Consider the following 22,321-nt stretch of genomic DNA (forward strand, 5'->3'; position numbering starts at 1 on the left):
CGACATGAAAAAAGGATCTGCTACCGGAGAGAGTGGCAGATCCTTTTTTGACTCAAATATGATGCTCACGAATCGCGGTCAACATTTTCTTTTCAGGGTAAAAGTGAATGAGCAGCAGCAAGATGCCGTAAAGCAACAGTGGCAACCAGACATAATTCAGGTCAATCATGCCAAGGGTTGCGGCATTTTGGTTGGTGTTCGGAACATAACCGGTGAGGTCGAACAATCCGGCGGTGACGAGGCCACCGATACCCAGCCCGAGGTTGACACCAAAGTCGTTGCTTGAGGCGAAGAAGCCTTCAGCTTGGGCGCCGAGGGTGATGCCATAGCGAATGGTGTCAGCTAACATGATGGAAACCAAGCCGACGATCATGCCTTGACCGATGCTGTTGACCAGAATGCCGAAAAATAGCAGCCACAGCTGGCGCAGGTACACGCCCCCGGCAATGACTAATTGTCCGGCCAAGCCAATCAGCATTCCCAGGCGCATGGTGTGCTTGTTCCCATAATGTCCGGCAATGCTAATAATCAGCAAGACGCCGATCAATGATGAAAACGTAAAACTATTGGCCCAGGAAACCAGATTCTGATTGTGTAACGTGTATTTGAAATAGTAAACCGTCGTCTGGTTCTTGATCGCCGTCAGCAGCCAGTACGTGAAAATGACGCCTGACAGAATCAACCACGGCTTGTTGCGCACCGCGATTTTGGCAACTGCGCGAAACGGCTGATGGGCAATTTTTTTCTGGGTAAAACGCTCACGAATATGCACAAAGGTGTTGAGAATTAATAGTAATGAAATGCCGGCAAACAACGCCATGGTTAAAAGAAAGCCGTGCTGATCATTGCCGCGGCCGAAAAATGCCACTAGCGGTAAGGTGAACACGGCTACAATAATCTGAACGGAACTGCCGAAGAACTGGCGAATGACCCCGAGCAAAGTCAGCTCCTGCTGATTTTGCGTTAGCGTCGGCAGAACCGAGGTGATTGGCAGGTTAACTGCGGTGTAGAGGAACCCCAAGATGAGATACGTCGCGTAAGCCCACAGCAGTTTACCATTAGCCGACCAGTCTGGCGTGACGAAGGTAAGCACCGCAAAAATGGCATAAGGCAACGCGTACCAAAGGAAGAAGGGCCGGCTTTTACCAAAGCGCGAGTGCGTATGGTCGATCATCAAACCGACCACCGGACTTTCGAAAACATCGGCAACGCGGGCGATCAGGAACAGCAGGGCGACCGCGCCGGCACTCAATCCGTAAATGTCTGTGTAGAAATACAGTAGATAGGTTGTCATCACCTGAAAGACCAGATTATCAGCCGCGTCACTCAGGCCGTAACTGATGCGTTCAGGCCACTTTGTTTGTTGTGCAGTCGGCTTTTTTTGCATCCGCAAACCTTCTTTCGTGGATAACTGACACGAAACATGTACGACTGCATTCTTCGGATATTAGCAGTCGCTTTTAATCATGCTTTTCCCGCAACATATCACTGATCACGATTTGGTTAACCGTATTCCAAACCATGTGCCCAACAGCTTCGGACAAATGTTCTTCCGCCGGTTGATCTTTAGCAGGCGGCACGATTTTCAGCGCAGGCATCGCCCAAAGATGAGCGCCGGCCCACACGCCAAGTCCCCACATGCTGCCATAACCCAATTTAAACAACGGGACATAATGGCCGGCAACAGCATAAAGCGCACCGAGGCTTGACGAAAAGCCAAAGTGAACCAAAAGACTGACCCAAGGAATCTGATGGCCGGAATACGTGTAAGTGGCATGAGTTTCCGCCGGGGTGAGGCCATGCTGCTGCAAAAATTGTTGCGGCGGATTGGTGGCATCCCGTTCCGGTGTTCGCGGCGGTAAAATATTTTCCCAACCCAACTTGACAAGCCCTGATACTAAGCCCGCAACGGCACCAACCGCTGCCAGCTTCAAGACAGATGACTGAGTTTGTGTACGCATATAAGCGACCTCCTTAGATGAATGCGTCAAGAACTTTAACACTTCTATTTTAAAACAGCAGTACGGTTTTGGCATGCGTAGATAAAAGAATTTGTTTTTCTACGCCGGTGTGTCGTCATCGTCCTTTTCAATATATAGGATTAAGCCGTCGAATCGCGATAAGTGTCGCCTGTCGACCATCAACTAATCGAACAAAAAGAATTCGCGAATATATTAACGCGAAAGGTTGTTATTAGCCTTACATTTAGTTAGTATATAAGTACTAAAAGGGAGGATACTATGAAAAACCTCATTGCATTTAATCGATGTTGGCACGGTGTGACTGATCAGGGTATCCCCCTGATGTGTCCGGGCAAGTGACGACGCGCGACAGTTTAGTCCGCGGTCATGCGCAAAGCTTCTTTTAAGGTTGAGTCGTTACTATCATGAGATAGGAGGTGAATCTTGACAAAATCGCCACTCAAGATCGGTATTTTAAACGTCATGCATGATAAGGCCGATACCAAAACTCGGCTGCAACACGTCTTGACGCGCACTGAGATTCCGGTTGAATTGCATTTTTATTACCCCATGACCCATTACGCAGGACGTGATGTGCCAGAGGCGGTCAGTTCGATTTTAGATCCACTGGATATTCACGAAGCGGCGACAATGGATGGGTTCATCATCACGGGTTCGCCGATTGAAACCTTAGAGTTCGATCAAGTGCATTACATTGCCGAGGTACGGACGCTTTTGAAAACGTTGGGGCAACATGTACCGAATCAACTCTATCTTTGCTGGGGCGGCATGGTAGCACTGAATTATTTTTTCGGTGTCAGTAAGCTCATTCTTCCCCACAAATTGTTCGGCGTTTACCCGCAAACGATTCTGGAACCACATCCGCTCCTGCAAGGCTTAAAAGATGGATTCAAGGCACCACATGCGCGTTATGCCGAGATGGATGTCCGCGATATTCGCAATGACCCACGATTAACGATCAACGCGACCACGACAAAAGGCAAATTGTTCATGGTGACGGAACCGACCGGCACCCAAACCTTTGTCTTTTCACATATCGAGTACGATCGGTGGGGACTGGATGCGGAATATCACCGCGAAATCGCCGCGCATCCCGAGATCGACTACGCGCGTGCTAAACACTATTATCATCACAAAAACGATTATGATCATCCGAAGTTTAATTGGAAGAAAACACAGCGAACGATTTTTGACAATTGGATTCGGCATGTTGCCGAGCATCGTAACGAAGATCGTTCAATGCCGATATGATAACGCGTTCGCCAGCCCAGAAACCTGCGTGTAAGGACCTCAGGCGCAATGGCCTAAGTTCGGGCCATCACGCCTGAGCCCGCTTACACTCCGGTTTCTAACCGGGCTGGCTCACGCTCACAATATGGAGGCTTTAATATGGTCACAGCAGCAGATAATATTACAGGTTTGATTGGCAACACCCCGTTACTCAAGTTAAATCGCGTTGTACCTGAAGGCGCGGCCGATGTTTATGTAAAGCTTGAATTCTTCAATCCCGGTGGTTCCGTAAAGGATCGGATTGCGCTGGCAATGATTGAAGATGCTGAATACAAAGGCGTTTTGAAGCCAGGCGGCACGATTGTCGAACCGACTTCCGGTAACACTGGCATTGGCCTTGCTCTGGTTGCGGCAGCTAAGGGGTATCATCTGATCATCACGATGCCAGAAACCATGAGTGTCGAGCGCCGGGCGTTGATGCGCGGCTATGGGGCAGAATTGATTTTGACCCCAGGCGCAGATGGCATGCCGGGTGCAATCAAAAAGGCCGAGGCACTTAGCAAAGAAAATGGTTACTTCCTGCCGATGCAGTTCCAGAATCCCGCCAACCCAGATGTACACGAACGCACCACCGGCCAGGAAATCATCCGGTCATTTGATGGCGGGACGCCGGACGCGTTTGTTGCAGGCGTTGGGACAGGCGGCACGTTAACCGGTGTCGGCCGTGCTTTGCGGAAAATCAATCCAAACGTCCAGATTTACGCTTTGGAAGCAGCCGAGTCCCCAATGCTCAAAGAAGGCCATGGCGGCAAGCACAAAATCCAAGGCATTTCAGCCGGCTTCATTCCCGATGTCTTGGATACGAACCTCTATCAAGATATCGTCGAAGTGACAAGTGATCAGGCCATCGACATGGCGCGCCACGTCAGCCATGAAGAAGGCTTCCTGCCAGGCATTTCAGCCGGTGCCAACATTTTCGGCGCCATTGAAATTGCCAAGAAACTTGGCAAAGGCAAGAGCGTAGCAACCGTTGCCCCGGATAACGGCGAGCGGTATCTGTCGACAGATTTGTTTAAGTTTGATGATTAAGGTCAATGAATGCCGTGCCTAGCTAAACGATGCGTGGGTAGTGGCATTGTGAGTTCCCATTCTTTGACACTTAGAAGGGGTCAAAAACGTTCAATCCTTTGATGTTAAAGGAATTGGGCGTTTTTTGTTTTGGGGGGATTTATCGTAAACTTTTTGGGTTTTGGGACTAGCTTCGAAGTCAGTCATCACGCCACTGCGTTAAAAGCGCTATAATAAAACTTGTAAGTCTCCATGGTGCAATGGATAGCATAATGGTCCTCGAAACCACAGATCCGGGTTCGAATCCCGGTGGAGGCATTATTTAGCTTTCTTTAGGTTATTTTAGCTTTTTAAAAAGCTTATGTATCAGCATTTACAGCAATTTAGGTATCTTTAGAGTTCCTTTGTTTTTATTTTTCGGGGGACAAAAAGGGGACAAACACAATCATAGCTGATCCATGAATAACACGGCCTTATGTGCTTCTTGTTTTCTCTGTGAGTCTAACAAATGACCATAGACTTTCATCGTAATAGTCACGTCTGAATGACCCAACCGCTTTGAAATATAATAGATGTCGACGCCTTTGCTGATCAAGTAGCTGACGTGGCTATGACGCAACCCGTGAAAGGTGATCTGCTTATCTTCAGGGATCCCAGCTTTGTTCTGAATGACGTGCAGGGCTTTGTTACATGCGCTGTCTGTAATCACGTTGTGACGTGGATCACGCATAATCATCTGGTCTTCGTCACGATATCCAGTACGAAGATAAGATGCTGCTTGTTCCTGATGGATCTTATTAAGAAGCTCAATGACGCTGGGCGATATCTCAATGTCGCGAACTGACGAATCAGTTTTAGTTGGCTTGAATCCTGTTCCATACAAATGATCCCAAGAACGCGTAACATGAATGACGCCGAGCTTAGTATCGATGTCAGGCCAAGTTAAAGCCAACACTTCAGATATTCGCATGCCAGTCATCGAGCCAATATAAACAGCAAGCGCCCCGATATTGCGGTACGAAGCCCGTTCAATAGCAATTGCTTTAACCTTAGCGAAATCGCGGCTGTCTAGCACCTTTACTTTCCCACTAGAGCGCACGCCTGATGTCTTCGTTCCAAAGGTGAAATCAGAAAATAGAATGCGTTCATTGATTGCCGCTTTTACCATCCCACGAACATAGCTGTTCATCTTGGTAACAACATCTTTCGAACGCTCACGTGGCCGCTTTCGTGTGGTTTTATCCTTGCGATCTTTGCCAGCAGCAAAATCGTTAATAAATTTCTGCCATTCGATAGGTCGAATAGAATTAAGCTTTCGCCCATCAAATCGGCTCTTTAGGTGCTTTCTGAAAAGCTTGTAACGGTATACAGTGTTGATTGACTTGCCATTGGTTCGGTATGCTTCAGCCCATTGATCCCAATAATCAAGTAACAGAACGTCTTGTTTTGATGGATCGCCACCACGTTTGAGGTCATCTTCTACAGCTTCTGCAGCATCTTGCGCAGATGATTTCAACCGATACCCGCCGTGTGAAGCAACCAACTGTTTCCCAGCGGCATTCGTATACTTAACACGATATTCCCAATACTTTCCGCGTTTTCTAAATGTTGCCATCATTTACACCTCCTTGTGCTATAATACAAGTAGGTGCTATTGCATCTACCATACAATCACGCAACCTTTAAGGCGTCTACCCATTCTGGGGAGTAGACGCCTTTTTGTGGCCAAAATAAAAAGCCACCGCTCCGAAGAACGATGGCTAATAGGACCGCAAAGGGTCTCGCAGATACATATAATGGAGAACTAGTCTCCCAGTACCATCATCCTATATTTTATGGGAAATATTGTCAACAGTGCCACTAATGGAACCCGTACTTGGTATGTGGCACAAGCCCAACTCTCCGGCTTGCACGGGGACGCCGCTTGCGTGGGGGAAGGGACTAATCACCATAGTCGTCGGGAGCAGTTCCGGCGTCATCAATCTTCTTGGCCAAAGCCAATGGAACTGTGATTTTGCCACCCATGGTAGATTTGTAAGTGGTGGTACCCAAGCTTTCAGCATAGAAGGTGATCTTGTCATTTTCTAGAATGCGAGAGCCGTTCATAATATCTGGATCATAACCGACCATAATTACATTGTCATAATTACCATCAACTGCAACACGCAAATCAGTTTCATCGTCACCCTCAACGACTTGAATAACTTTGCCCGTTAAAGTGATGTTCTTGCCCTTGTAGTCGTTTGGAGTCCGTGCCAATTGTTCATAAGTGATCCCAGTGTTGTAGTCAGCTGCGTTGAATGTTTCTGTGCTTGATGATTCTTCATCATCAGAGTCATCGCTATCAGTGTCTTCGTAACTGTCATCATCATCTTGTGACGACTCGACCTTTGACGACTCAGCTTTCGAATACGAACTAGATGCAGCTGACCTGTTGCTTTCTCCCGAATAGGTGCCAATCCAAAAAAAGATTGCAATAAATGCTATTGCCGACAACGCGGTAATAATAAGGTTCCGTTTTAGTTTTCTCGAGTCCTTTCGTTGGACTATAGACAATGTGCCAAATATTGCAGCCAATAGGAGCGATCCCAAAAAGGCAATTAAGATAAGTAGTTTCATTATTCCTCTCCAAAAAATTCAGCTTTTAACGTCGATCAGATTTTGGACGTAAGATTGTGCTATAAAACGACTGTGTATACGACTACCTTGCCGATGATATTGATATTCTCTTCTTCAAGATCTTCATAGGTGTACATGATAGGACTAAATCTTTTGTCGGTGGAATCTGGAATAAAGGTCACAATCTGTTTTTGACGGTCGTTGTAGAAATATTTAACAGCGTAGTCCCCATCATCTGCAAAAACAACGATGTCCCCGTCCTTGAGATCTTGAATGTCGCTGTATTGTTTGACGGCTATTAAAGAGCCGTCTGGAATTGTTTGGTTCATTGATTCGCCATTAACGTGCATCATCAATATGCTACTGTCTCCGGCATATCTTCCCATAACACTATCCGGTAGTTGAATCGTTTCAACGTCATCTGAAGTTAGCGGATCGACGTTGCACAAGATTCCAGCAGATATCTCAGCGGGAATGTATGGATAAGAATGAACATGTAGTTTTTTGACTTTAAAAGGATCTACAGGAGAAACTCCTATTAGGCTTTCCGGAGTTGTGTGTAGAGCACTTGCAAATTTATCAACATAGTTTAATGGAAACTCACGCGTTCCATTGAAGTAGCGAGACACAGACGATTTTGCCATGTCAACACGGCGTGCTAGTTCACTGATTGAAATCCCTTCGCGCTTGCGAAGATCATTCAAAGTCTTGATTATTTCATCATTTGTTTTCATGTATCTCACCTCAAGAATGATTTTAACACCGTTCCCGATTGCGCACAATAGGGGCACAAAAAAACAATATCTGAATATTTTTTTGAAATAATCGTTGACACATGGGAACATGGATGATATTCTTTAGATGTTCCCAAAAGGAAACGAAAGGAGGCAATCCAATGACACTAAATTTAAAACGTCTTCGCGCTGAACGTATCGCAAAAGGAATGAGCCAAGACGAAATGGCAAAAGCTATGGGCTGGCATACCCGCTCTTCGTACGCTAAGCGTGAGAATGGTATTACAACAATCAGCGCTACCGAATTAGTAAAAATGGCCAGCATTTTGGGATATGGTACTAATCAACTAGGTCTTTTTTTTACAAGTAACGTTCCCAATAGAGAACGAAAGGGGATGACGGTATGAACCAATTACAGCATTTTGATTTTAAAGGCCGGCAAGTGCGAACTGTAGTTGTTGACAATGAGCCAATGTTTGTCGGTAAGGACATCGCAGAAGTACTCGGATATAGGAAACCGGCGAACGCAGTCAAAAAATATGTTCCAGATAAATTCAAAGGGGTCACCAAATTGATGACCCCCGGTGGCAAGCAAGACTTTGTTACCGTCTCATAGTTGAAGAAGAAGACCAGCTGAAGTACCAAATCGGTACCTCAGGTCAAGCACGTGAAATGGCCATCGTTAATGAATGAGGCCAAAAGAAAGAAGGGAACACATTGAATGAATTAATAATTATGCGCGACCGTCAGGCAGTCACCACCAGTCTTAAGGTCGCTGAATCATTTGGAAAGAACCACAGAGATGTACTAGCAGCAATTCGTGATTTGATGAGTAGCGCGGAAAATTACGCTGTACTAAAAAAGTACTTTATTGATGGTAGTTACACCGCTTCTAATGGGAAAACGAATCCAATGTACTACATGAATCGTGACGGATTCACATTGCTGGCTGTTGGATTCACTGGGAAGCGTGCGCTTCAGTTCAAGATTCAGTACATCCAAGCCTTTAACAGTATGGAAACGCAGATCAGAACGGGTTATGCAATCCCGGGAAGCTATGCCGAAGCGTTGAAGCTGGCAGCTAATCAAGCTGAAAAGATTGAGCAACAGAAGCAAACCATCGCGATTCAAGCGCCTAAAGCGTTGTTTGCAGACGCGGTAGCCACAAGTAACACGAGCATTCTCATCGGTGACTTAGCCAAGCTCATCCGCCAGAACGGTGTGGATATTGGCCAGAATAGGCTGTTCGGTTGGCTGCGGAAACACGGATACCTGATTGGCAGTGGAGACCGCCGCAACATGCCGACACAACGGGCAATGGACTTGGAGCTGTTCGACATCAAGGAACGTACATTCCAGAACCCGGACGGCAGCGTGCGGATCACCAAGACTACCAAGGTAACCGGCAAAGGCCAGCAGTATTTTATCAACAAGTTTCTGCAAAAGGGGATGACGGTATGAACGAAGAAAACAAAAAGCCCCGCACTGATATGGGAAGTACGGAGCTTGTCAAGCAAGCTAGCATATCTTGATTAATTAGAAAGGCCGTTGATAACTATGGTAATTATGAACATCATGCTCGCAGTTCTTTGCTTTGCAACAGCGATTGGAGTATTGCCTGTAATCGCTATCGCGGTTTATTCCATCGTTAAATTCCATGACTGGATGTCAATTCCGGGATTGATAGCATGCGTTTTTGGTGTACCGGCCATGATTATTGCTGGATTATACGTGCTGCATACGCTGTGAATGTTTTCTTAAACACTCCTCTAGAGGTAATAACCAAGAAGGTATGTTTCATCAGACCGGGATCGAAAAGATGGCGCATGCCTGACGCTTGAAAGCTCAAGTTTAAATCAATAGCGGAATATCCATTCATATTTATAGGAAATGTATCAAGTTCCGGTAATCCTACCCACTTATATTCGCGTTTGCCAAGTGCCATTCCGCCAGCATTTCCAATGACAAGTTTATCTTCTTTTGAAAGCTTTTTGAAGTACTTGCTGGTTTCATCAATCGGAGCAACATATCTGCTTGACCAATTTGGTGGGAATAACCCCTTGATGGTGTCTTCACTACCATCCTCCAAATAATACATTGCAATAATCGCTAAATTGCTAGACGAATGGTTGACGATAACCATATCCATTTTGACAACTTGGGCTTCTTCTAGGACTTCAAAATCAGACAGTATTAAATTAAATCTAACTCGTGAAGATAAATATCTTTTTATGTGGTCAAGAAGCAAAAATGCCACAGTAATAAGGGTAAATGCAAACGTTGCTATTTTAAAGAATTCGTTCATCTAAATCACCTTCCTTCGGTTTCATTATCCGTCAGGAGGCGATCACAGGAAAGGAGGAAACGCCATGGAACTGTTACAAATTGTCGAAAATAAGCAGATTTCAAGTAAAAAGTATTTAGCGGTCGATGAAGAAGAACTGACAAAGATGATCAAGGAGAACCAAGAGTTAAAACGCAAGCTAGCAGCACGAGGTATGTGGACGCTCACCACCGCAACAAGCTATGTCGAAGGGCATAACAACACGTGGGTAGTTAACAATATCTTGAACGTCCCACGCTTCCACAAGTTCTTGCAAGATACCGTGGTTTCATATCCACCGCCTGGCAAAAAGGGGTATCTGTTTCATCCGAAACCATGGCTCGACTTCTTAGACAAATGGTTCCCAGAGATTTCAAGGTCACTTAGAGAGAAGGGCAAATAATGATTGGCTATTTACTAATTGCTGGTGGCTTCGGCGTGATCGTTGGTCACTGCTTAGGCCACAGCGGAAATTGGAGGCAGTGGATTGAATGAAGCGGAACGAACCATTGGTGATTTGCTGAACGAACACAACAAATTGACGTTAGACATTATGCGCGGCAACCACACACCAATTGCAAAGATGTTGCTTGCTGAGAACGAGAAGCTACGTGCACGACTAGCAAAACTAAGGGGATGACGTGATGACTAATGAAGTATACGAGCACATTTTAGCCGAAGCTAACCGTCAGATTGCCAAATATCACAAGATTGCTACCGACTATGGGCCGAACAACACAGACCCTCATCAAACGTACGCCATGGGTCAAGAAGATGGTGCACACGCAATCTTATTCATCATCAACCAAGCTATGAAAAAAGCCGCTGGTATGCACACCAACGACTGATGAAAGGAAAGATCTTATGTCAACATTATACGACTTACAAGGAAAATATGCGAGTTTATTAGAACTAGCTGAAGACGGGACAACTGATCCCGAAGTATTGGCCGACACCATGGATTCAATCGTGGATGCAATTAATGACAAAGCCGAAGGATATGCACGGGTTATTCGCCAAATCAAGGCCGATATTGAAGCTAACAAAAAAGAACGTGACCGTTTCGAAGCACGGATTAAAGCTTATCAATCTAACCTCGGTACTATTTCACAGCGGTTGGTTGAAGCAATGAACGAAACTAATCAACGCAAAATCAAGACACCGCTGTTCACTATCAGTGTTGCTAAGAATGGCGGAAAACAGCCAATTTCCATCGATCAAGACAATTTGCAGGCTGATGTTTTCAAAATCAAGCGCGAGCCAGACATGGACAAGATTCGAGAACGACTAGAATCCGGAGAAAAAGTGCTCGGTGCTGAGCTTAAGCCACGTGGTGAGCATTTATTGATTAAGTAGGAGGGTAAATCATGCGTACATCAGAGAATATAAACGAGATTGCGAAGGCAATCAACGCATTCAGGCAAGTTGTCAAGCAACCGGCAAAAGATGGTGACAACCCGTTTCTAAAGTCTCGTTACGTTCAGCTTGAGGGTGTTGTGGATGCAATCGACAGCGCACTACCTGATACGGGACTGGCATATACACAAGATGTGGTTAGCGAAGGAAACCAGGTGAGCGTGACAACTTTGATTTTCCACTCTAGCGGCCAATTTATTGAGCTGGGGCCGCTGTCCGTTCCTGTTGCTAAGAACGATGCTCAAGCGTTCGGATCTGCTGAGACATATGCACGTCGATACTCACTATCGGCAGCATTCGGCATCACATCAGACCTTGATGATGACGGTACTGTGGCCGGAGTTAATCCGCCAAAGGCTCAACCTAAGCGGACTAATAAGCAAAATGGTGGCCTCGATCACGCTACAGTCAAGGCAGTTAAAGAACTCATTATGCAACAGTTTAACAAAATGCCGGAGGTCAACAAAAACGGTGATCCCAAGCCGAAGACGGTGAATGAACTGGCAGAAATATGGATTGGGTTAGCCAATGCGAAGTTTGGAAGCAAGGCGACAAGCATTGAAACACTGACACCAAATGCGGCCGCTGGAATCAAGAGCTTACTTGAGAAAGAAGTAAAGAAGCTGGCAGGTGTCGCTAATGAAAATCAACGGCAGGCTTGACAAGCTGTCGGGCAACAAAATTACTATCACCGCAGACGCCCATGTTAGCCTGTATACGCTGTCCAAGCTTGCCGCTGGTAAATCACCCTCGGTTGAGTTAGAAGTCGAGGACGGGCGCCATATAAGCCCAGATCAGCGCAAAAAGATATTTGCATTGATGCGCGACATCTCCGACTGGAACGGTGACACGGTGGACATGATCGAATGCCTCATGAAATCGTATACGCGCGAAATATTCGCAATTGAGCCGTATTCACTGAGTGATTGCTCGATGACGACTGCTAACAACATGATATATACGATTTTAGAGTTCTGTTTCCGCAATGACGTGCCGTTCAAGACAAGAACATGGGACATGATCCCAAATGACTATGCGCGCCAATGGTTCTGCCTCCGTTTCCGCAAGTGTGTTATCTGCGGTAAGCCCGCTGACTTGGCACATTACGAGGCGGTTGGCATGGGGCGCAACAGAAATAAGATAGACGAAACAAAGTTCAGGTACATGAGCCTATGCCGCATTCATCATGTCGAGCAGCACACGATCGGCCTCACGTCGTTCATCCAAAAATATCACATTAAGCCAATCAAGCTGACAGCTGACGAACTTAAACGAATTCAACCACATTACAAAACACGTACCGAGTAAAAAGGAGACTAAAAATGCTTAATTCAGTTGCTTTAACAGGCAGATTAACTAAAGACGTTGACCTTCGCTACACACAAAGCGGAACGGCAGTCGGTTCATTCACAATCGCTGTTGACCGTCAATTCCGCAGTGCGAACGGTAACCGGGATACTGACTTCATCAATTGTGCCATCTGGCGTAAGTCTGCTGAGAATTTTGCCAACTTTACGCACAAGGGTTCACTCGTTGGCATCGAAGGTCATATCCAAACACGTACGTACGATAACGCGCAAGGCCAGAAAGTATTCGTGACTGAGGTCATTGTTGAGAATTTTGCTTTGCTTGAGCCACGGCAGATGTCTCAGGACAGCCAACAGCGATCGGATAATAACCCAGCGGCCGCAAGCCAAGGCAACGGTTTTGCTAACAATGGCCAGCCAGTCGATGTCAGCGATGATGATCTTCCATTCTAAGAAGGCGGTGATGATCATGAATGAAAGCCCTAGTTACTATGCCATCATTCCAGCAGGTGTGCGCTATGACAAACAGCTACCACAAGGAGCCAAGCTTCTGTACAGCGAGATCACGGCACTCAGCAATAAGAACGGTTACTGCTGGGCATCAAATGACTATTTTGCAAAACTCTATTCGGTTAGCAATCGGACCATCAGAAGTTGGCTAAAGTGTCTAGAGGACAATTTATATATCAGCAGAGTTGTTAAGTACAAAAACGGCAGCAACGAGATCGAACAGAGATTTATTAGTTTAGCTCCTCGATCAGAAGTCTTGCCTACGTGGGGAAAAAATCTTCCTCACCCTAGGGAAGAAAACTGCCCAGATAATAATACAAGTATTAATAAAAACATACGTGCATCCAGCACGTTAGAGAGTGATTTTGAAAAGCTCTGGAAACTATATCCAAAGAAGATCGGCAAGAAGCCAGCATTAGCTGCTTACAAACGGGTAATGAGTAGAAAGAAGAACCCTGCTACCAACAGACAAATTCAGGATGGCATTGTGGCTTATCGACAGCTAATCAATAGCAAAGGCACAGAAAAGCAATTCATAAAAGATGGCAGCACGTTCTTTAACCAAGAATCTTGGAATGATTACTTGGAGGTTATCAAAGAAGAGCAAGAGGAACAACAAGCCCGTAAGCCGAAGTTTGACCCGCAAAAAACAGCCATCGCTATGTACCTTGATTACAACAGCCTAGATCGCGTGCTTGAGGAAATCAAAGCGCAGGGTATTCCGATCAATCCAGAAGATGCTAAACGTTACATTGCTGAATACGATGAACGGAGGCAACAAGCTTGACAAAAAAACTTTATGACCCTAGCAATCCTGAACCACATGTCATGTATGGACTATATACGAAGCCGGAACTCATCAAGTCTGAATGGATTGATCCTAAATGGTTTAACAGCCAGCAATACGCTGCAGTAGTTGCCTACATGAACAAGTTGCCAGGTGACGTAGATACGCTGGAATTGCAGGATGGTTTTGCAACAGCTCATCCAGGCGTGATGTCAGCAGCAGATTGGCAGTACATCTTGACCAGTGATTTTGGCACCTCACGTTTTGACTGGTGGGTAGGCAAGCTGAAGCGGGACTATTTCCGTAGTCAGCTCATTAAAGCAGCACAAGCGTACTCGGAAGAACCAAGCGAGGACAATCTTACTGCAATGATGGAGGCTTCACAGAATGCGACTGCAGCAAGCCAGACAGTCACTGAAAGTAGCATTGCAGATTTGGCAGCGGCCATGGAGGACAAAATGTTACACGGTGCTACTGACAATGGGATTAAAACGTACTTCACTCTTAACAATATTCTTGGTGGCGGTTTGATGCCGGGACGTTTGTTGACGATTGGTGCGCGCCCTGGTGTCGGTAAATCAGCATTCGCGATCAATCTCATCATTGAGGCTTTGAAACAGCAACCGGAATTGACAGTTGATATGTTTTCACTTGAAATGTCAAATGCAGAAAACTATAACCGCTTGTTGGCCTGCAAGACTGGCATCAGTGCTGGTAAATTCATCAACCCGCAGAAAAGTCTAAGCGATGCTGAGAAGGTTGAGGTTGAAAAGGCGGGAAACGTCCTTAAAGACTATCACTTGCAGCTTTACGACAAGCAGGTGGAATTACCGCAGATCGTCAAAACAATGCGGCAGCGAGCCGCTGATGCAGATAAAGGATACCTTGCGATTGTTGATTATCTTGGGCTGATTGGTGTTCGTAGCCAATCCGATCGCCGTCTGCAAATCGAAGAGATCACCCGTCAATTCAAAGTGCTGACCAACGAGCTTGGTATCCCGATTGTTTTGCTTAGTCAATTATCGCGAGGTATTGAGAATCGTCAGGACAAGCAACCGGTACTATCGGATTTACGAGAGTCGGGGTCAATTGAACAAGATAGCAATGCGGTTGGATTCCTTTGGAACAGTGATCGGCAGAACGAAAAATCAGATATACGTACTGTGACTTTAACAATTGCAAAAAATCGTGAAGGAGCACTTGGTAGCATTGATTTTCGTTTTTTCGCACCAAAGTTGCAGTTCAAGGTGGCGTATTGAAATGGCTTATCCAACTATGACACTTAAAGAGTTCAATGAGTACATGCAGGAGGGGCATTATCAATACTCGCTGTTCGTTATTCTGCAGCTTGATGAAGCCATGGAATATCTAAAAAAGGCGCAACAAGCCGATGCTGGTATGAAGAAGTTTTGGTACAAATGGGCGTACGTGACATTGGTCAACGCGTTAGAGACGGCTGAGTCAGAATATTATGGGGAAACTAGTGCATATTTACCAACAAAAGAAACTGATCCAGTAACGCGAGCTTATTGCCAAAACACATACGATATTTGGCGAGGATATCTGAAGAAGCTAAATGTGAACTTACCGGAGCAAAAGTTTTAAGGAGGAAAAAGCATGATTGAGCACAAGGACGTGAAGCCAGCGTGATAAAGCTAACGATACCTGGTAACCCAGTCCCACAAGGCCGGCCGAGGTTCACGCGAATAGGTCGTGCCTACGATCCGACTAAATCAAGAAACTACAAGCAGTACGTTAAGAATGTGGCTTCAGAGCTAAATATTGAGCCTCTAAGCGGCCCAATAAGGGTAGCAATGGAAATATACCGTCCGCTACAAAAGTCTGGCAGTAAGGCATTAATAAGGCAGAAAAAAGAAGGCAAAGTTAGGCCAACAGTTAAGCCGGATGTAGACAACTACTACAAGTCTGTATCAGATGCGCTTACCGGCATTTTATGGGAAGACGACAACCAAATAGTCGAAATCCATGTTGGAAAATGGTACAGCGATCAACCGCGTGTTGAGATTGAAGCAGAAGAAATTGATTGAGGAGAAAAAATGACGACCAAATTCACAGCAGATGTCGTTCACAAACTGTTAGGTGTTCGTGAGGCACAGCAGGCGCCAGCAGCATTGATGGGCATTGTCATGGATCAGCAAAAGCGTAACGAGCTTTTTAAGAAATTCCTAGATGTCAGCACAGACGTATCACATGACTGGTTCTCAGAATATTTCATGAGTGTTCAAGCTGATCGCAAAGACAAGAAACAAGATTTCACCCCTGAAAGCATTAGCAAGCTCGTGAACATGCTCGTTGGATCGAATGACAGTAGCGAGTATTACGAGGTCGCGGCTGGGACTGGCTCAATGATGATTCAACGATGGCAACAAGACCGTTTGAAGCACAAGCCGTGGGACTATCGGCCAAGCATGTATTTTTACCATCTGGAAGAGCTTGGCGATAGTACGTTGCCGTTTTTGATATTCAATTGTGCCATTCGCGGCATGAACGCAACAATTGTTCATGGTGACAGTCTGACACGTGCTGCTAGACAAGTATATTTCATTCAAAACGATGAAGACGACTATTTGCATTTCAGCACAGTGAATGTGATGCCGCACAGCACAGACGTTGAACAAGAATTTGATATTCGACAATGGCTAGAGCCTGAACAAAATCACATTGAATCAACAGAGATACCCGCAAGATACAACGAAGCCATTCAGAAATTAGCAGCGGGAAAGGAGGACAAAATTGAAGAGAAATGAACAGTTATTGGCGGCACTAGGCATAGAGAACACAAGATTAAGTTTTTGCAGCCAGAAGAATTAGAAAAACTTCTCCAAGATCTCAATTTGGGAAAAGAGCTAGATTACGATTACATGATTTTACTGCTTGCCAAGACGGGACTGAGATTTGCAGAAGCTCTCGGGCTAACACCGGCAGACTTCGATTTGGACTCTTTGACACTAAGGATTAACAAAACTTGGGATTACAAAAGCGCTACAGGTAAGTTTGCCCCTACAAAAAATAAATCATCTGTGCGAACGATTGCGCTTGACTACAAAACTGCAGCGAAGTTTGCAATGCTGATCCAAAATTTGCCGAAAGATAAGCCGATATTTGTACCGAACGGGAAGCGTATATACAACGAGACCATTAATGACATCTTGAAACGTCATTGTGAGAATGCTGGCGTTCCCGTTATATCGGCGCATGGATTGCGGCATACACATGCATCGTTGCTGATTGGCAAAGGCATCAACTTACAGGCCGTCGCAAAACGGTTAGGCCATTCTAGCTCGCTGACAACCCAGAAGGTATATATCCATTTGTTGAAAGATACAGAGACTTCGGAAGATGCAAAGATCGGACAATTAATGGCCGCTTTGTGAGGTAATGATATGAAACAAGACAGAGTAAACAAAAATTGGACGCCTGAAGAACTTGATCGCTTTAAAGATGAAGTGATTATGGCAGCTGATACAAATGCCATCCTCAACTATGAAGAACTCGCCGACATGTTTGGGAGAACCGTGCTGGGCGTTAAACACGCTGCAAATAAGCTCAGATCTCGTGGCGAATTGCCGAAGTTTTGCAAAGAAAACCAGATAGAAAAGTATGGAAGCTTCTATAGCAAAAGAGAAAAGCAAATGATCATGAAACTTCGATCAACACATACTCACGAAGAAATAGCTCAAATGATGGGCAGAACCAAATACGGCATTGAATCTATTTGCCGAAAGCAGGGCCCTATGCTGGTAAAAAAATGGAATGAATCAGACTTATTACTCCTTATCAACAATATCGAATTTGACAGTTTTGGCGTGACAGCAAATTACGACAAATTGACGAAAATATTAAATCGAAACGTTGGCACCATTCAAGCTAAGATTCGTAGATTGCGTCTCAAAGGAGTTCTACCACCGGCGAAAAGATCCGGTATGCCAGAGCAGAAACGTGCTATATACAGACAACGCTGAATGAATGTAACGGAGGCCGACCAATGAAAACCGAAGTAGACGATGTTTACATCAGCCAAGCGACCGGTGAACCGGTTTATGTGGATATTAAAGGAATTATGTACAAGCTTACGAAAGTAGAGGACGAAAAATGAGCGAATTAAAACTGTATGCGGTAAAGAATGACGAAGGCAAATACTGGGACTTTTCAGACAATGATATTTTCTGGAGCTTAGCTGCAACACGGTGCCCTACTACTAGCGGAAGAAACTTAGCCACGTTTACTGCAAATGAGCATGGTGGTCACGTTGTCACGCTCGTTGAGGAACCTGAAAAAGTAGTGCTAAGCGAGAAACAGGCCAAAATCGTTGAAGGTGCAAACAAGTCTCAATTTCCAGCATCCTATATTTCTGACCATACTGGTAGTTCCTATTGTTTGGAGAAGCTACTGATGGACGCTTATGCCAATGGCTACACCGTGGCAAAGGAGAAGGAATACAACGTCAAGGTGCCACATACGTCTTTTTATTACTGGAAAAAGTTAGATGGTGGACTCAGCGTTAATGATTTTGTTGCCAATGATAAATATGATGCCATGAAGTTCACCGAAGCAGAGATCGAGCATTACGGCTTGCAAGACTGCGAGAAAATCTGGTGTGATAGCGATGACTGAGGAATGGAGACCAGTAGTTGGATTTGAAGGCTGGTATGAGGTGTCGAGCAAAGGACGAGTTAGATCTATGCCACGAACAATCATTCAGAAATCAGCAGCCGGATCAATTTGTGCCGAGAGACGTGCGGGCAAAATGATGAAGCAACATGAGAACAACTGCGGATATTTGTATGTTGCTTTGTCTAAGCAAGGCAAGCGCAAAGCATACCGGGTGAACCGATTAGTTGCAGCGGCATTTTTTGGACCGTCTGATTTATGGGTCAACCACAAAGATATGAACCGAAAAAACAATCACGTTGAAAATTTGGAATATTGCACGCCGCTATACAACAGACACTACGGAGATGGAATTGAACGTACAGCTGCTAAATTGCAAAAGCCGTTTTATGGGATAAGCCCAAGTGGAATTAAGGTCACTTTCAATTCTATGAGGCACGCTGCATCAGTAATTGGAACATCAACCGGGTTTATCAGTGACGCTTTGCATCACGCGAGACAGCACAAGACGTGTAAAGGATGGAAATTATTGGAGGTACGCGATGAGTAGTCAGATGAAGGAGGACCGATTCTGGTACCTTGCAATGGCGCTTGGATTGTTACGCGAGCTAGATGCGCAGATTGAGGAAGAACCATTGAGTCAGTGGGAGGTGACTGACGATGAGCAATGAGACGAAGCGGGACGTTTTCGATGAAGTTCTGGACGAATGGCAAATTGATGAAACTATGCCAGATGCCAATTGGAAATATCCAGATTTTAAGCTTGTCAGAATCAAAGAAGAAAGATTCAAAGACCGTTATGATGCAGCCTTGCCAGATGATCTGCCGGTGATTCCCAAGGAAATCGGAGAGTACATCGAACGGCAGAAACAGGGATCAACATTAAGATCAGCGATTATTGATGCCACAGATTTTCACGCGGTCGATGATGAGGAGGCTGATTGGATATTCTACCATTCTGACACTTTTGCCCTTGCATGGCTGCTAGGTGTCTGGCGCGTTGAGGAAACCGGGGAAATCGTGAAACTGGAGGCGGAGAAATGAAACGAGAGATTAAGTTCAGAGCGTATAGCAGTCACAACCACAAAATGTATCCAGTCAGTAATATTGAATGGGATATTGATGGCCGTATTTGGGTAACTGCTGATGATGGCAAAAATGGCATTGAACTAATTGACGAAGAAGCCCATTTGATGCAGTTTACCGGCCTTAAAGACAAGAACGGGCGAGAAATCTATGAAGGCGATATCTTAGATATTGGCCTTCGAAATCAAGACGGTAAACCTGTGGTAGCACCGGTTAGTTATGAAACATATGCTGCTGGATATGTGCTTGACAATGGAGGAAATGGTATTTGGCAAAGGCTAACCAAAGACTGCGAGGTCATCGGCAACATCTTTGAAAACCAAGAGCTATTGGAGGGAAAGCAATGATTGAAAAAGTGGAAAAGGGGTCGAATTCGACCCCCTTTACGGAGAACCAGAAAAACTGTCCATATTGTCATGAGCCACATAAGCTCATTGAATCAGAACTTGGCAACTTCCTTCGAATCGGTATGACTGGTGGAAATGAATGGGATAGAATCGAGCCTGAAAAAATAAACGGTGCAGCAATACACACATGCGAAGCTGTTGGCTTTGATAATGCTGAGGTCGATGATCCAATCGTGATTAATTATTGTCCGATGTGCGGACGCAGGCTGGAGGGAAAGCAATGATTGCCGTTATATTGATCATCGCAGGTGCTGCAATATGGGCGTGGGCTAACTGGAAAAGAGGAAAATGATCGCAAACAAAAAGCGCGCCTGATTAGGGACGCGCCGGAGGCCAGTGTGTAAATTGAACCTAGGGTAATAATCATTTTGGAGTGGGCCTCCGAAGACAGTATAACAAAAAACCGCCGGATTAGCGACGGGTGGAAGACAGGGACTTTTATGCAATACATGCCTTTTGAATAATGGAACTTAAGCCACCATCTTCACATACAGTATAACAAAAGCGCACCACGAAGGCACGCTTATCCCCCAAACTTTTACAAATTTAATTATACCATAAGGAGTGGACGCAGTGGTGCGAGTAACGAGATATTTTAGCCCAATTGATCATGACAAAACAATTGAAAACGCCAAAGAGGTCTTGGAGAACTACTGGCATCACAAGCGGCTCGCTCAACGCACCAAAATAGCGCTCAGAAGCCCCGTGATGGACGGCATGCCCAAGTCACCTAGCTATGGAAATAAAGCCGAGGACAAGCTCGTATCGCACGCTGACGAGCTGTACTATATAGCGTGCTGTGAAGGTGCCATTGAATCTCTAGAGAATGAAAACTACCGGATCATTTTAGTTGAGAGCTATCTGACTCCAAAGACGACACGTAAATCCAGCCTTCAGTTAGCCGACCACTTGCATGTTGACCGAACGACCCTTTGGCGACAAACACAAGAAGCTCTCTATGCTTTTGCTGAAATATGTCCGCTAGTGAAACTAGTTGCAACATCCGTGCAACAATGATGCAACAAAAAACACGCTTTTCCGCCTTATGATGGTATTGTGCCAAAGGTGAGAAACCTGAGACACCGCGTTTTTCCTCTGAGCCTCAGTGATGATAAAGCTGTGGCAAGGCGTGGCAATGAGGACTGGCCGAGATAGTCAGGCGGGTTCGATTCCCGCATGCCACATTGTCCAGTTTAGCGACCGGACACAGCTTGCGATGACCCCATCTGACACTGGGAGAGCGAGCAGCAGACATATGAAGCACTAGATATCACCTCAATGTAGTATTCCAGTTCGTGCTGGGGTACTATTTTTTTGAGGTGATATCTGTGAAAAAGTATATAAGGGAATTGATTACATTTTCATTAATCTGCATGATCAGTGGAGCAATAGGCAAAATTAGCCCATTAGGCAAATCGGTATGGGGATTTATGTTTGAGAATATGATTTGGTTTCCAGTGGAGGTTGTGATTACTGTGTTAATACTAGATAAAATAATTGCTGAACGGGATGAGGCTCGCGATCGGCAACGCTTTGCTAAGATAACGCGAGAAACTAACCCAAGGCTGATTGCTACTTTAAAAATGAATTTGACAGCCTTGGTTGTTGATAATAGCGTGTATGATCCAACAAGAAATGACGATGAAATATTTCAAAACATTTTAACTAATCCCAGCAAATACCTGACAGATGCCTTCTTTAATACGATGCGGACATTCCATTTTGTTAATGCGGCTGATCAACATTACAACTTCCAAGGAATTTCATACCATTACTGCTCAATAATGGAAAAGGCGCTGAGAGAGTATCAAGAGCGCTATATTGCTGTTATGAATGATGATGTTCTTGAAATAACTGTCAAGCTACAAAATGTTTTACGTAGTGCTGGATTCCTTGACTTCCCTGCGCCCAATATGTGGATAGTGAAATCTAATTGGAAAGTAGCAGATGGCACTATGGCTGATACCATTCATGAATTGTTTGAGCTGACCGAAACTTTAAGTAAGACGTTCGAAAAGATATCTATTCAGAATTAAACCAATGTATTGAGCACTCCGCCAACCGGTGAGGTGCTATTTTTGTGCAACAAAAAAACCTCCAGCTACCCAAGCTGAAGGCACACATGAGGAAGTAAGTGTGATTGCAAGGTGACCTGCCTTGCAAGATCAGTATAGCAGGTGAGTTTATCAAATGCGTAAAGCTCTTGTACCGGATTTGTAC

At 45.1% G+C, this 22,321-nt stretch carries 34 protein-coding genes and 1 tRNA gene; 29 read left to right on the forward strand and 6 right to left on the reverse strand.

The window, feature by feature from the left end:
• Nucleotides 1-52 precede the first annotated feature (52 nt).
• Nucleotides 53-1,387, reverse strand: a complete 1,335-nt coding sequence (locus LACPH_RS02345; RefSeq protein ID WP_274784396.1) for an MFS transporter — start codon at nucleotides 1,385-1,387, stop codon at nucleotides 53-55.
• A gap of 73 nt (nucleotides 1,388-1,460) precedes the next feature.
• Complete coding sequence (locus LACPH_RS02350; protein ID WP_039639621.1) at nucleotides 1,461-1,961, reverse strand: DUF1440 domain-containing protein; 501 nt, start codon at nucleotides 1,959-1,961, stop codon at nucleotides 1,461-1,463.
• A 444-nt stretch (nucleotides 1,962-2,405) separates the two neighbouring features.
• Between LACPH_RS02350 and LACPH_RS02355 the strand changes: the two genes are divergently transcribed.
• The 3 genes from LACPH_RS02355 (at nucleotide 2,406) to LACPH_RS02365 (ending at nucleotide 4,598) form a co-directional block, all read left to right on the forward strand.
• Nucleotides 2,406-3,233, forward strand: a complete 828-nt coding sequence (locus tag LACPH_RS02355) for a homoserine O-succinyltransferase (RefSeq protein WP_274784397.1) — start codon at nucleotides 2,406-2,408, stop codon at nucleotides 3,231-3,233.
• A gap of 138 nt (nucleotides 3,234-3,371) precedes the next feature.
• Complete coding sequence (cysK, locus tag LACPH_RS02360; RefSeq protein WP_010493076.1) at nucleotides 3,372-4,301, forward strand: cysteine synthase A; 930 nt, start codon at nucleotides 3,372-3,374, stop codon at nucleotides 4,299-4,301.
• 225 nt (nucleotides 4,302-4,526) lie between these two features.
• Nucleotides 4,527-4,598: transfer RNA gene (locus LACPH_RS02365), tRNA-Arg, on the forward strand.
• Nucleotides 4,599-4,725: 127 nt separating this feature from the next.
• On the opposite strand, the gene LACPH_RS02370 is transcribed toward LACPH_RS02365, so the two are convergent.
• From LACPH_RS02370 to LACPH_RS02380, 3 genes are all read right to left on the reverse strand, one after another.
• Nucleotides 4,726-5,895 (reverse strand): site-specific integrase, encoded by a 1,170-nt coding sequence (locus tag LACPH_RS02370; RefSeq protein ID WP_306387677.1) that lies wholly within the window; start codon nucleotides 5,893-5,895, stop codon nucleotides 4,726-4,728.
• Between the two features lie 326 nt (nucleotides 5,896-6,221).
• Nucleotides 6,222-6,899, reverse strand: coding sequence for a transcriptional regulator (locus LACPH_RS02375; protein ID WP_204149148.1), 678 nt, complete (start codon nucleotides 6,897-6,899; stop codon nucleotides 6,222-6,224).
• Between the two features lie 59 nt (nucleotides 6,900-6,958).
• Complete coding sequence (locus LACPH_RS02380; protein WP_306387203.1) at nucleotides 6,959-7,633, reverse strand: LexA family protein; 675 nt, start codon at nucleotides 7,631-7,633, stop codon at nucleotides 6,959-6,961.
• A gap of 161 nt (nucleotides 7,634-7,794) precedes the next feature.
• Between LACPH_RS02380 and LACPH_RS02385 the strand changes: the two genes are divergently transcribed.
• The 3 genes from LACPH_RS02385 (at nucleotide 7,795) to LACPH_RS02395 (ending at nucleotide 9,094) form a co-directional block, all read left to right on the forward strand.
• Nucleotides 7,795-8,040 carry a helix-turn-helix domain-containing protein gene (locus LACPH_RS02385; RefSeq protein ID WP_306387204.1) on the forward strand — a complete coding sequence of 82 codons (246 nt, stop codon included), beginning with the start codon at nucleotides 7,795-7,797 and terminating at the stop codon, nucleotides 8,038-8,040.
• Complete coding sequence (locus LACPH_RS02390) at nucleotides 8,037-8,249, forward strand: BRO-N domain-containing protein (protein ID WP_306387205.1); 213 nt, start codon at nucleotides 8,037-8,039, stop codon at nucleotides 8,247-8,249. Before LACPH_RS02385 ends, LACPH_RS02390 begins: the two co-directional genes overlap by 4 nt.
• 101 nt (nucleotides 8,250-8,350) lie before the next feature.
• Nucleotides 8,351-9,094 (forward strand): phage antirepressor KilAC domain-containing protein, encoded by a 744-nt coding sequence (locus tag LACPH_RS02395; RefSeq protein ID WP_306387206.1) that lies wholly within the window; start codon nucleotides 8,351-8,353, stop codon nucleotides 9,092-9,094.
• Between the two features lie 253 nt (nucleotides 9,095-9,347).
• Here the strand turns inward: LACPH_RS02395 and LACPH_RS02400 are convergent, their stop codons facing one another.
• Nucleotides 9,348-9,938 carry a hypothetical protein gene (locus LACPH_RS02400; RefSeq protein ID WP_005688510.1) on the reverse strand — a complete coding sequence of 197 codons (591 nt, stop codon included), beginning with the start codon at nucleotides 9,936-9,938 and terminating at the stop codon, nucleotides 9,348-9,350.
• Nucleotides 9,939-10,002: 64 nt separating this feature from the next.
• Here LACPH_RS02400 and LACPH_RS02405 point away from each other — a divergent pair, with 64 nt between their 5' ends.
• The 23 genes from LACPH_RS02405 to LACPH_RS02515 all read left to right on the forward strand — a co-directional run bounded on the left by LACPH_RS02405 (nucleotide 10,003) and on the right by LACPH_RS02515 (nucleotide 22,137).
• Nucleotides 10,003-10,359, forward strand: coding sequence for a DUF771 domain-containing protein (locus tag LACPH_RS02405; RefSeq protein ID WP_306387207.1), 357 nt, complete (start codon nucleotides 10,003-10,005; stop codon nucleotides 10,357-10,359).
• A gap of 84 nt (nucleotides 10,360-10,443) precedes the next feature.
• Complete coding sequence (locus LACPH_RS02410) at nucleotides 10,444-10,596, forward strand: hypothetical protein (protein ID WP_005712709.1); 153 nt, start codon at nucleotides 10,444-10,446, stop codon at nucleotides 10,594-10,596.
• Between the two features lie 4 nt (nucleotides 10,597-10,600).
• Nucleotides 10,601-10,804, forward strand: a complete 204-nt coding sequence (locus LACPH_RS02415; protein WP_306387208.1) for a hypothetical protein — start codon at nucleotides 10,601-10,603, stop codon at nucleotides 10,802-10,804.
• A 16-nt stretch (nucleotides 10,805-10,820) separates the two neighbouring features.
• Nucleotides 10,821-11,312, forward strand: a complete 492-nt coding sequence (locus LACPH_RS02420; RefSeq protein ID WP_061713682.1) for a siphovirus Gp157 family protein — start codon at nucleotides 10,821-10,823, stop codon at nucleotides 11,310-11,312.
• 11 nt (nucleotides 11,313-11,323) lie between these two features.
• Nucleotides 11,324-12,034: an ERF family protein gene (locus LACPH_RS02425; protein ID WP_306387209.1), complete on the forward strand. Its 711-nt coding sequence runs from the start codon at nucleotides 11,324-11,326 to the stop codon at nucleotides 12,032-12,034.
• Nucleotides 12,012-12,680 carry a putative HNHc nuclease gene (locus LACPH_RS02430; protein ID WP_306387210.1) on the forward strand — a complete coding sequence of 223 codons (669 nt, stop codon included), beginning with the start codon at nucleotides 12,012-12,014 and terminating at the stop codon, nucleotides 12,678-12,680. Before LACPH_RS02425 ends, LACPH_RS02430 begins: the two co-directional genes overlap by 23 nt.
• A 14-nt stretch (nucleotides 12,681-12,694) precedes the next feature.
• Entirely contained in the window at nucleotides 12,695-13,132 is a 438-nt protein-coding gene (gene ssb / locus LACPH_RS02435) for a single-stranded DNA-binding protein (protein ID WP_306387211.1), read from the forward strand.
• Nucleotides 13,133-13,148: 16 nt separating this feature from the next.
• Entirely contained in the window at nucleotides 13,149-13,976 is an 828-nt protein-coding gene (locus LACPH_RS02440; RefSeq protein ID WP_306387678.1) for a helix-turn-helix domain-containing protein, read from the forward strand.
• A complete protein-coding gene (locus LACPH_RS02445) occupies nucleotides 13,973-15,235 on the forward strand; it encodes a DnaB-like helicase C-terminal domain-containing protein (RefSeq protein ID WP_306387212.1) in 1,263 nt (420 codons plus the stop codon). The genes LACPH_RS02440 and LACPH_RS02445 overlap by 4 nt, the downstream gene beginning before the upstream one ends.
• Nucleotide 15,236: 1 nt before the next feature.
• On the forward strand, nucleotides 15,237-15,581 hold the full coding sequence (locus LACPH_RS02450) for a hypothetical protein (protein WP_284794981.1): 345 nt from the start codon (nucleotides 15,237-15,239) through the stop codon (nucleotides 15,579-15,581).
• Between the two features lie 41 nt (nucleotides 15,582-15,622).
• Complete coding sequence (locus tag LACPH_RS02455) at nucleotides 15,623-16,024, forward strand: RusA family crossover junction endodeoxyribonuclease (protein WP_306387213.1); 402 nt, start codon at nucleotides 15,623-15,625, stop codon at nucleotides 16,022-16,024.
• 9 nt (nucleotides 16,025-16,033) lie between these two features.
• Nucleotides 16,034-16,744 carry an N-6 DNA methylase gene (locus LACPH_RS02460; RefSeq protein WP_306387214.1) on the forward strand — a complete coding sequence of 237 codons (711 nt, stop codon included), beginning with the start codon at nucleotides 16,034-16,036 and terminating at the stop codon, nucleotides 16,742-16,744.
• A 45-nt stretch (nucleotides 16,745-16,789) separates the two neighbouring features.
• On the forward strand, nucleotides 16,790-17,371 hold the full coding sequence (locus tag LACPH_RS02465) for a site-specific integrase (protein WP_306387215.1): 582 nt from the start codon (nucleotides 16,790-16,792) through the stop codon (nucleotides 17,369-17,371).
• A 9-nt stretch (nucleotides 17,372-17,380) separates the two neighbouring features.
• A complete protein-coding gene (locus tag LACPH_RS02470; protein ID WP_306387216.1) occupies nucleotides 17,381-17,959 on the forward strand; it encodes a hypothetical protein in 579 nt (192 codons plus the stop codon).
• Between the two features lie 23 nt (nucleotides 17,960-17,982).
• Entirely contained in the window at nucleotides 17,983-18,093 is a 111-nt protein-coding gene (locus LACPH_RS02475; protein ID WP_306387217.1) for an acetyltransferase, read from the forward strand.
• Nucleotides 18,090-18,611 carry a DUF1642 domain-containing protein gene (locus LACPH_RS02480; protein ID WP_306387218.1) on the forward strand — a complete coding sequence of 174 codons (522 nt, stop codon included), beginning with the start codon at nucleotides 18,090-18,092 and terminating at the stop codon, nucleotides 18,609-18,611. Before LACPH_RS02475 ends, LACPH_RS02480 begins: the two co-directional genes overlap by 4 nt.
• A complete protein-coding gene (locus LACPH_RS02485; RefSeq protein ID WP_306387219.1) occupies nucleotides 18,604-19,158 on the forward strand; it encodes an NUMOD4 domain-containing protein in 555 nt (184 codons plus the stop codon). The genes LACPH_RS02480 and LACPH_RS02485 overlap by 8 nt, the downstream gene beginning before the upstream one ends.
• Nucleotides 19,151-19,279, forward strand: coding sequence for a hypothetical protein (locus LACPH_RS02490; protein WP_306387220.1), 129 nt, complete (start codon nucleotides 19,151-19,153; stop codon nucleotides 19,277-19,279). Before LACPH_RS02485 ends, LACPH_RS02490 begins: the two co-directional genes overlap by 8 nt.
• Nucleotides 19,269-19,652, forward strand: a complete 384-nt coding sequence (locus LACPH_RS02495; protein WP_138117716.1) for a DUF1642 domain-containing protein — start codon at nucleotides 19,269-19,271, stop codon at nucleotides 19,650-19,652. Before LACPH_RS02490 ends, LACPH_RS02495 begins: the two co-directional genes overlap by 11 nt.
• Complete coding sequence (locus tag LACPH_RS02500) at nucleotides 19,649-20,041, forward strand: YopX family phage-derived protein (RefSeq protein WP_306387221.1); 393 nt, start codon at nucleotides 19,649-19,651, stop codon at nucleotides 20,039-20,041. The genes LACPH_RS02495 and LACPH_RS02500 overlap by 4 nt, the downstream gene beginning before the upstream one ends.
• Nucleotides 20,038-20,325, forward strand: coding sequence for a hypothetical protein (locus tag LACPH_RS02505; RefSeq protein WP_138117718.1), 288 nt, complete (start codon nucleotides 20,038-20,040; stop codon nucleotides 20,323-20,325). Before LACPH_RS02500 ends, LACPH_RS02505 begins: the two co-directional genes overlap by 4 nt.
• 349 nt (nucleotides 20,326-20,674) lie before the next feature.
• Complete coding sequence (locus LACPH_RS02510; protein WP_306387222.1) at nucleotides 20,675-21,118, forward strand: ArpU family phage packaging/lysis transcriptional regulator; 444 nt, start codon at nucleotides 20,675-20,677, stop codon at nucleotides 21,116-21,118.
• Nucleotides 21,119-21,429: 311 nt separating this feature from the next.
• A complete protein-coding gene (locus LACPH_RS02515) occupies nucleotides 21,430-22,137 on the forward strand; it encodes a hypothetical protein (RefSeq protein WP_204149130.1) in 708 nt (235 codons plus the stop codon).
• The last annotated feature ends 184 nt before the right edge of the window (nucleotides 22,138-22,321 follow it).

Origin of the sequence: Lacticaseibacillus parahuelsenbergensis (assembly GCF_030770265.1) — a bacterium.
In the GTDB taxonomy this organism is placed as follows: Bacteria; Bacillota; Bacilli; order Lactobacillales; family Lactobacillaceae; genus Lacticaseibacillus; species Lacticaseibacillus casei.

Coding starts and splice junctions, on each gene's coding strand:
- LACPH_RS02505 (WP_138117718.1), top strand. CDS start 20,038: ATGATTGAAAAAGTGGAAAAGGGGTCGAATTCGACCCCCTTTACGGAG.
- LACPH_RS02495 (WP_138117716.1), top strand. CDS start 19,269: ATGAGCAATGAGACGAAGCGGGACGTTTTCGATGAAGTTCTGGACGAA.
- LACPH_RS02405 (WP_306387207.1), top strand. CDS start 10,003: ATGGAACTGTTACAAATTGTCGAAAATAAGCAGATTTCAAGTAAAAAG.
- LACPH_RS02490 (WP_306387220.1), top strand. CDS start 19,151: ATGAGTAGTCAGATGAAGGAGGACCGATTCTGGTACCTTGCAATGGCG.
- LACPH_RS02460 (WP_306387214.1), top strand. CDS start 16,034: ATGACGACCAAATTCACAGCAGATGTCGTTCACAAACTGTTAGGTGTT.
- LACPH_RS02390 (WP_306387205.1), top strand. CDS start 8,037: ATGAACCAATTACAGCATTTTGATTTTAAAGGCCGGCAAGTGCGAACT.
- LACPH_RS02350 (WP_039639621.1), bottom strand. CDS start 1,961: ATGCGTACACAAACTCAGTCATCTGTCTTGAAGCTGGCAGCGGTTGGT.
- LACPH_RS02440 (WP_306387678.1), top strand. CDS start 13,149: ATGAATGAAAGCCCTAGTTACTATGCCATCATTCCAGCAGGTGTGCGC.
- LACPH_RS02385 (WP_306387204.1), top strand. CDS start 7,795: ATGACACTAAATTTAAAACGTCTTCGCGCTGAACGTATCGCAAAAGGA.
- LACPH_RS02400 (WP_005688510.1), bottom strand. CDS start 9,938: ATGAACGAATTCTTTAAAATAGCAACGTTTGCATTTACCCTTATTACT.
- LACPH_RS02345 (WP_274784396.1), bottom strand. CDS start 1,387: ATGCAAAAAAAGCCGACTGCACAACAAACAAAGTGGCCTGAACGCATC.
- LACPH_RS02485 (WP_306387219.1), top strand. CDS start 18,604: ATGACTGAGGAATGGAGACCAGTAGTTGGATTTGAAGGCTGGTATGAG.
- cysK (WP_010493076.1), top strand. CDS start 3,372: ATGGTCACAGCAGCAGATAATATTACAGGTTTGATTGGCAACACCCCG.
- LACPH_RS02370 (WP_306387677.1), bottom strand. CDS start 5,895: ATGGCAACATTTAGAAAACGCGGAAAGTATTGGGAATATCGTGTTAAG.
- LACPH_RS02420 (WP_061713682.1), top strand. CDS start 10,821: ATGTCAACATTATACGACTTACAAGGAAAATATGCGAGTTTATTAGAA.
- LACPH_RS02470 (WP_306387216.1), top strand. CDS start 17,381: ATGAAACAAGACAGAGTAAACAAAAATTGGACGCCTGAAGAACTTGAT.
- LACPH_RS02375 (WP_204149148.1), bottom strand. CDS start 6,899: ATGAAACTACTTATCTTAATTGCCTTTTTGGGATCGCTCCTATTGGCT.
- LACPH_RS02425 (WP_306387209.1), top strand. CDS start 11,324: ATGCGTACATCAGAGAATATAAACGAGATTGCGAAGGCAATCAACGCA.
- LACPH_RS02415 (WP_306387208.1), top strand. CDS start 10,601: ATGACTAATGAAGTATACGAGCACATTTTAGCCGAAGCTAACCGTCAG.
- LACPH_RS02475 (WP_306387217.1), top strand. CDS start 17,983: ATGAAAACCGAAGTAGACGATGTTTACATCAGCCAAGCGACCGGTGAA.
- LACPH_RS02450 (WP_284794981.1), top strand. CDS start 15,237: ATGGCTTATCCAACTATGACACTTAAAGAGTTCAATGAGTACATGCAG.
- LACPH_RS02500 (WP_306387221.1), top strand. CDS start 19,649: ATGAAACGAGAGATTAAGTTCAGAGCGTATAGCAGTCACAACCACAAA.
- LACPH_RS02480 (WP_306387218.1), top strand. CDS start 18,090: ATGAGCGAATTAAAACTGTATGCGGTAAAGAATGACGAAGGCAAATAC.
- LACPH_RS02430 (WP_306387210.1), top strand. CDS start 12,012: ATGAAAATCAACGGCAGGCTTGACAAGCTGTCGGGCAACAAAATTACT.
- LACPH_RS02380 (WP_306387203.1), bottom strand. CDS start 7,633: ATGAAAACAAATGATGAAATAATCAAGACTTTGAATGATCTTCGCAAG.
- ssb (WP_306387211.1), top strand. CDS start 12,695: ATGCTTAATTCAGTTGCTTTAACAGGCAGATTAACTAAAGACGTTGAC.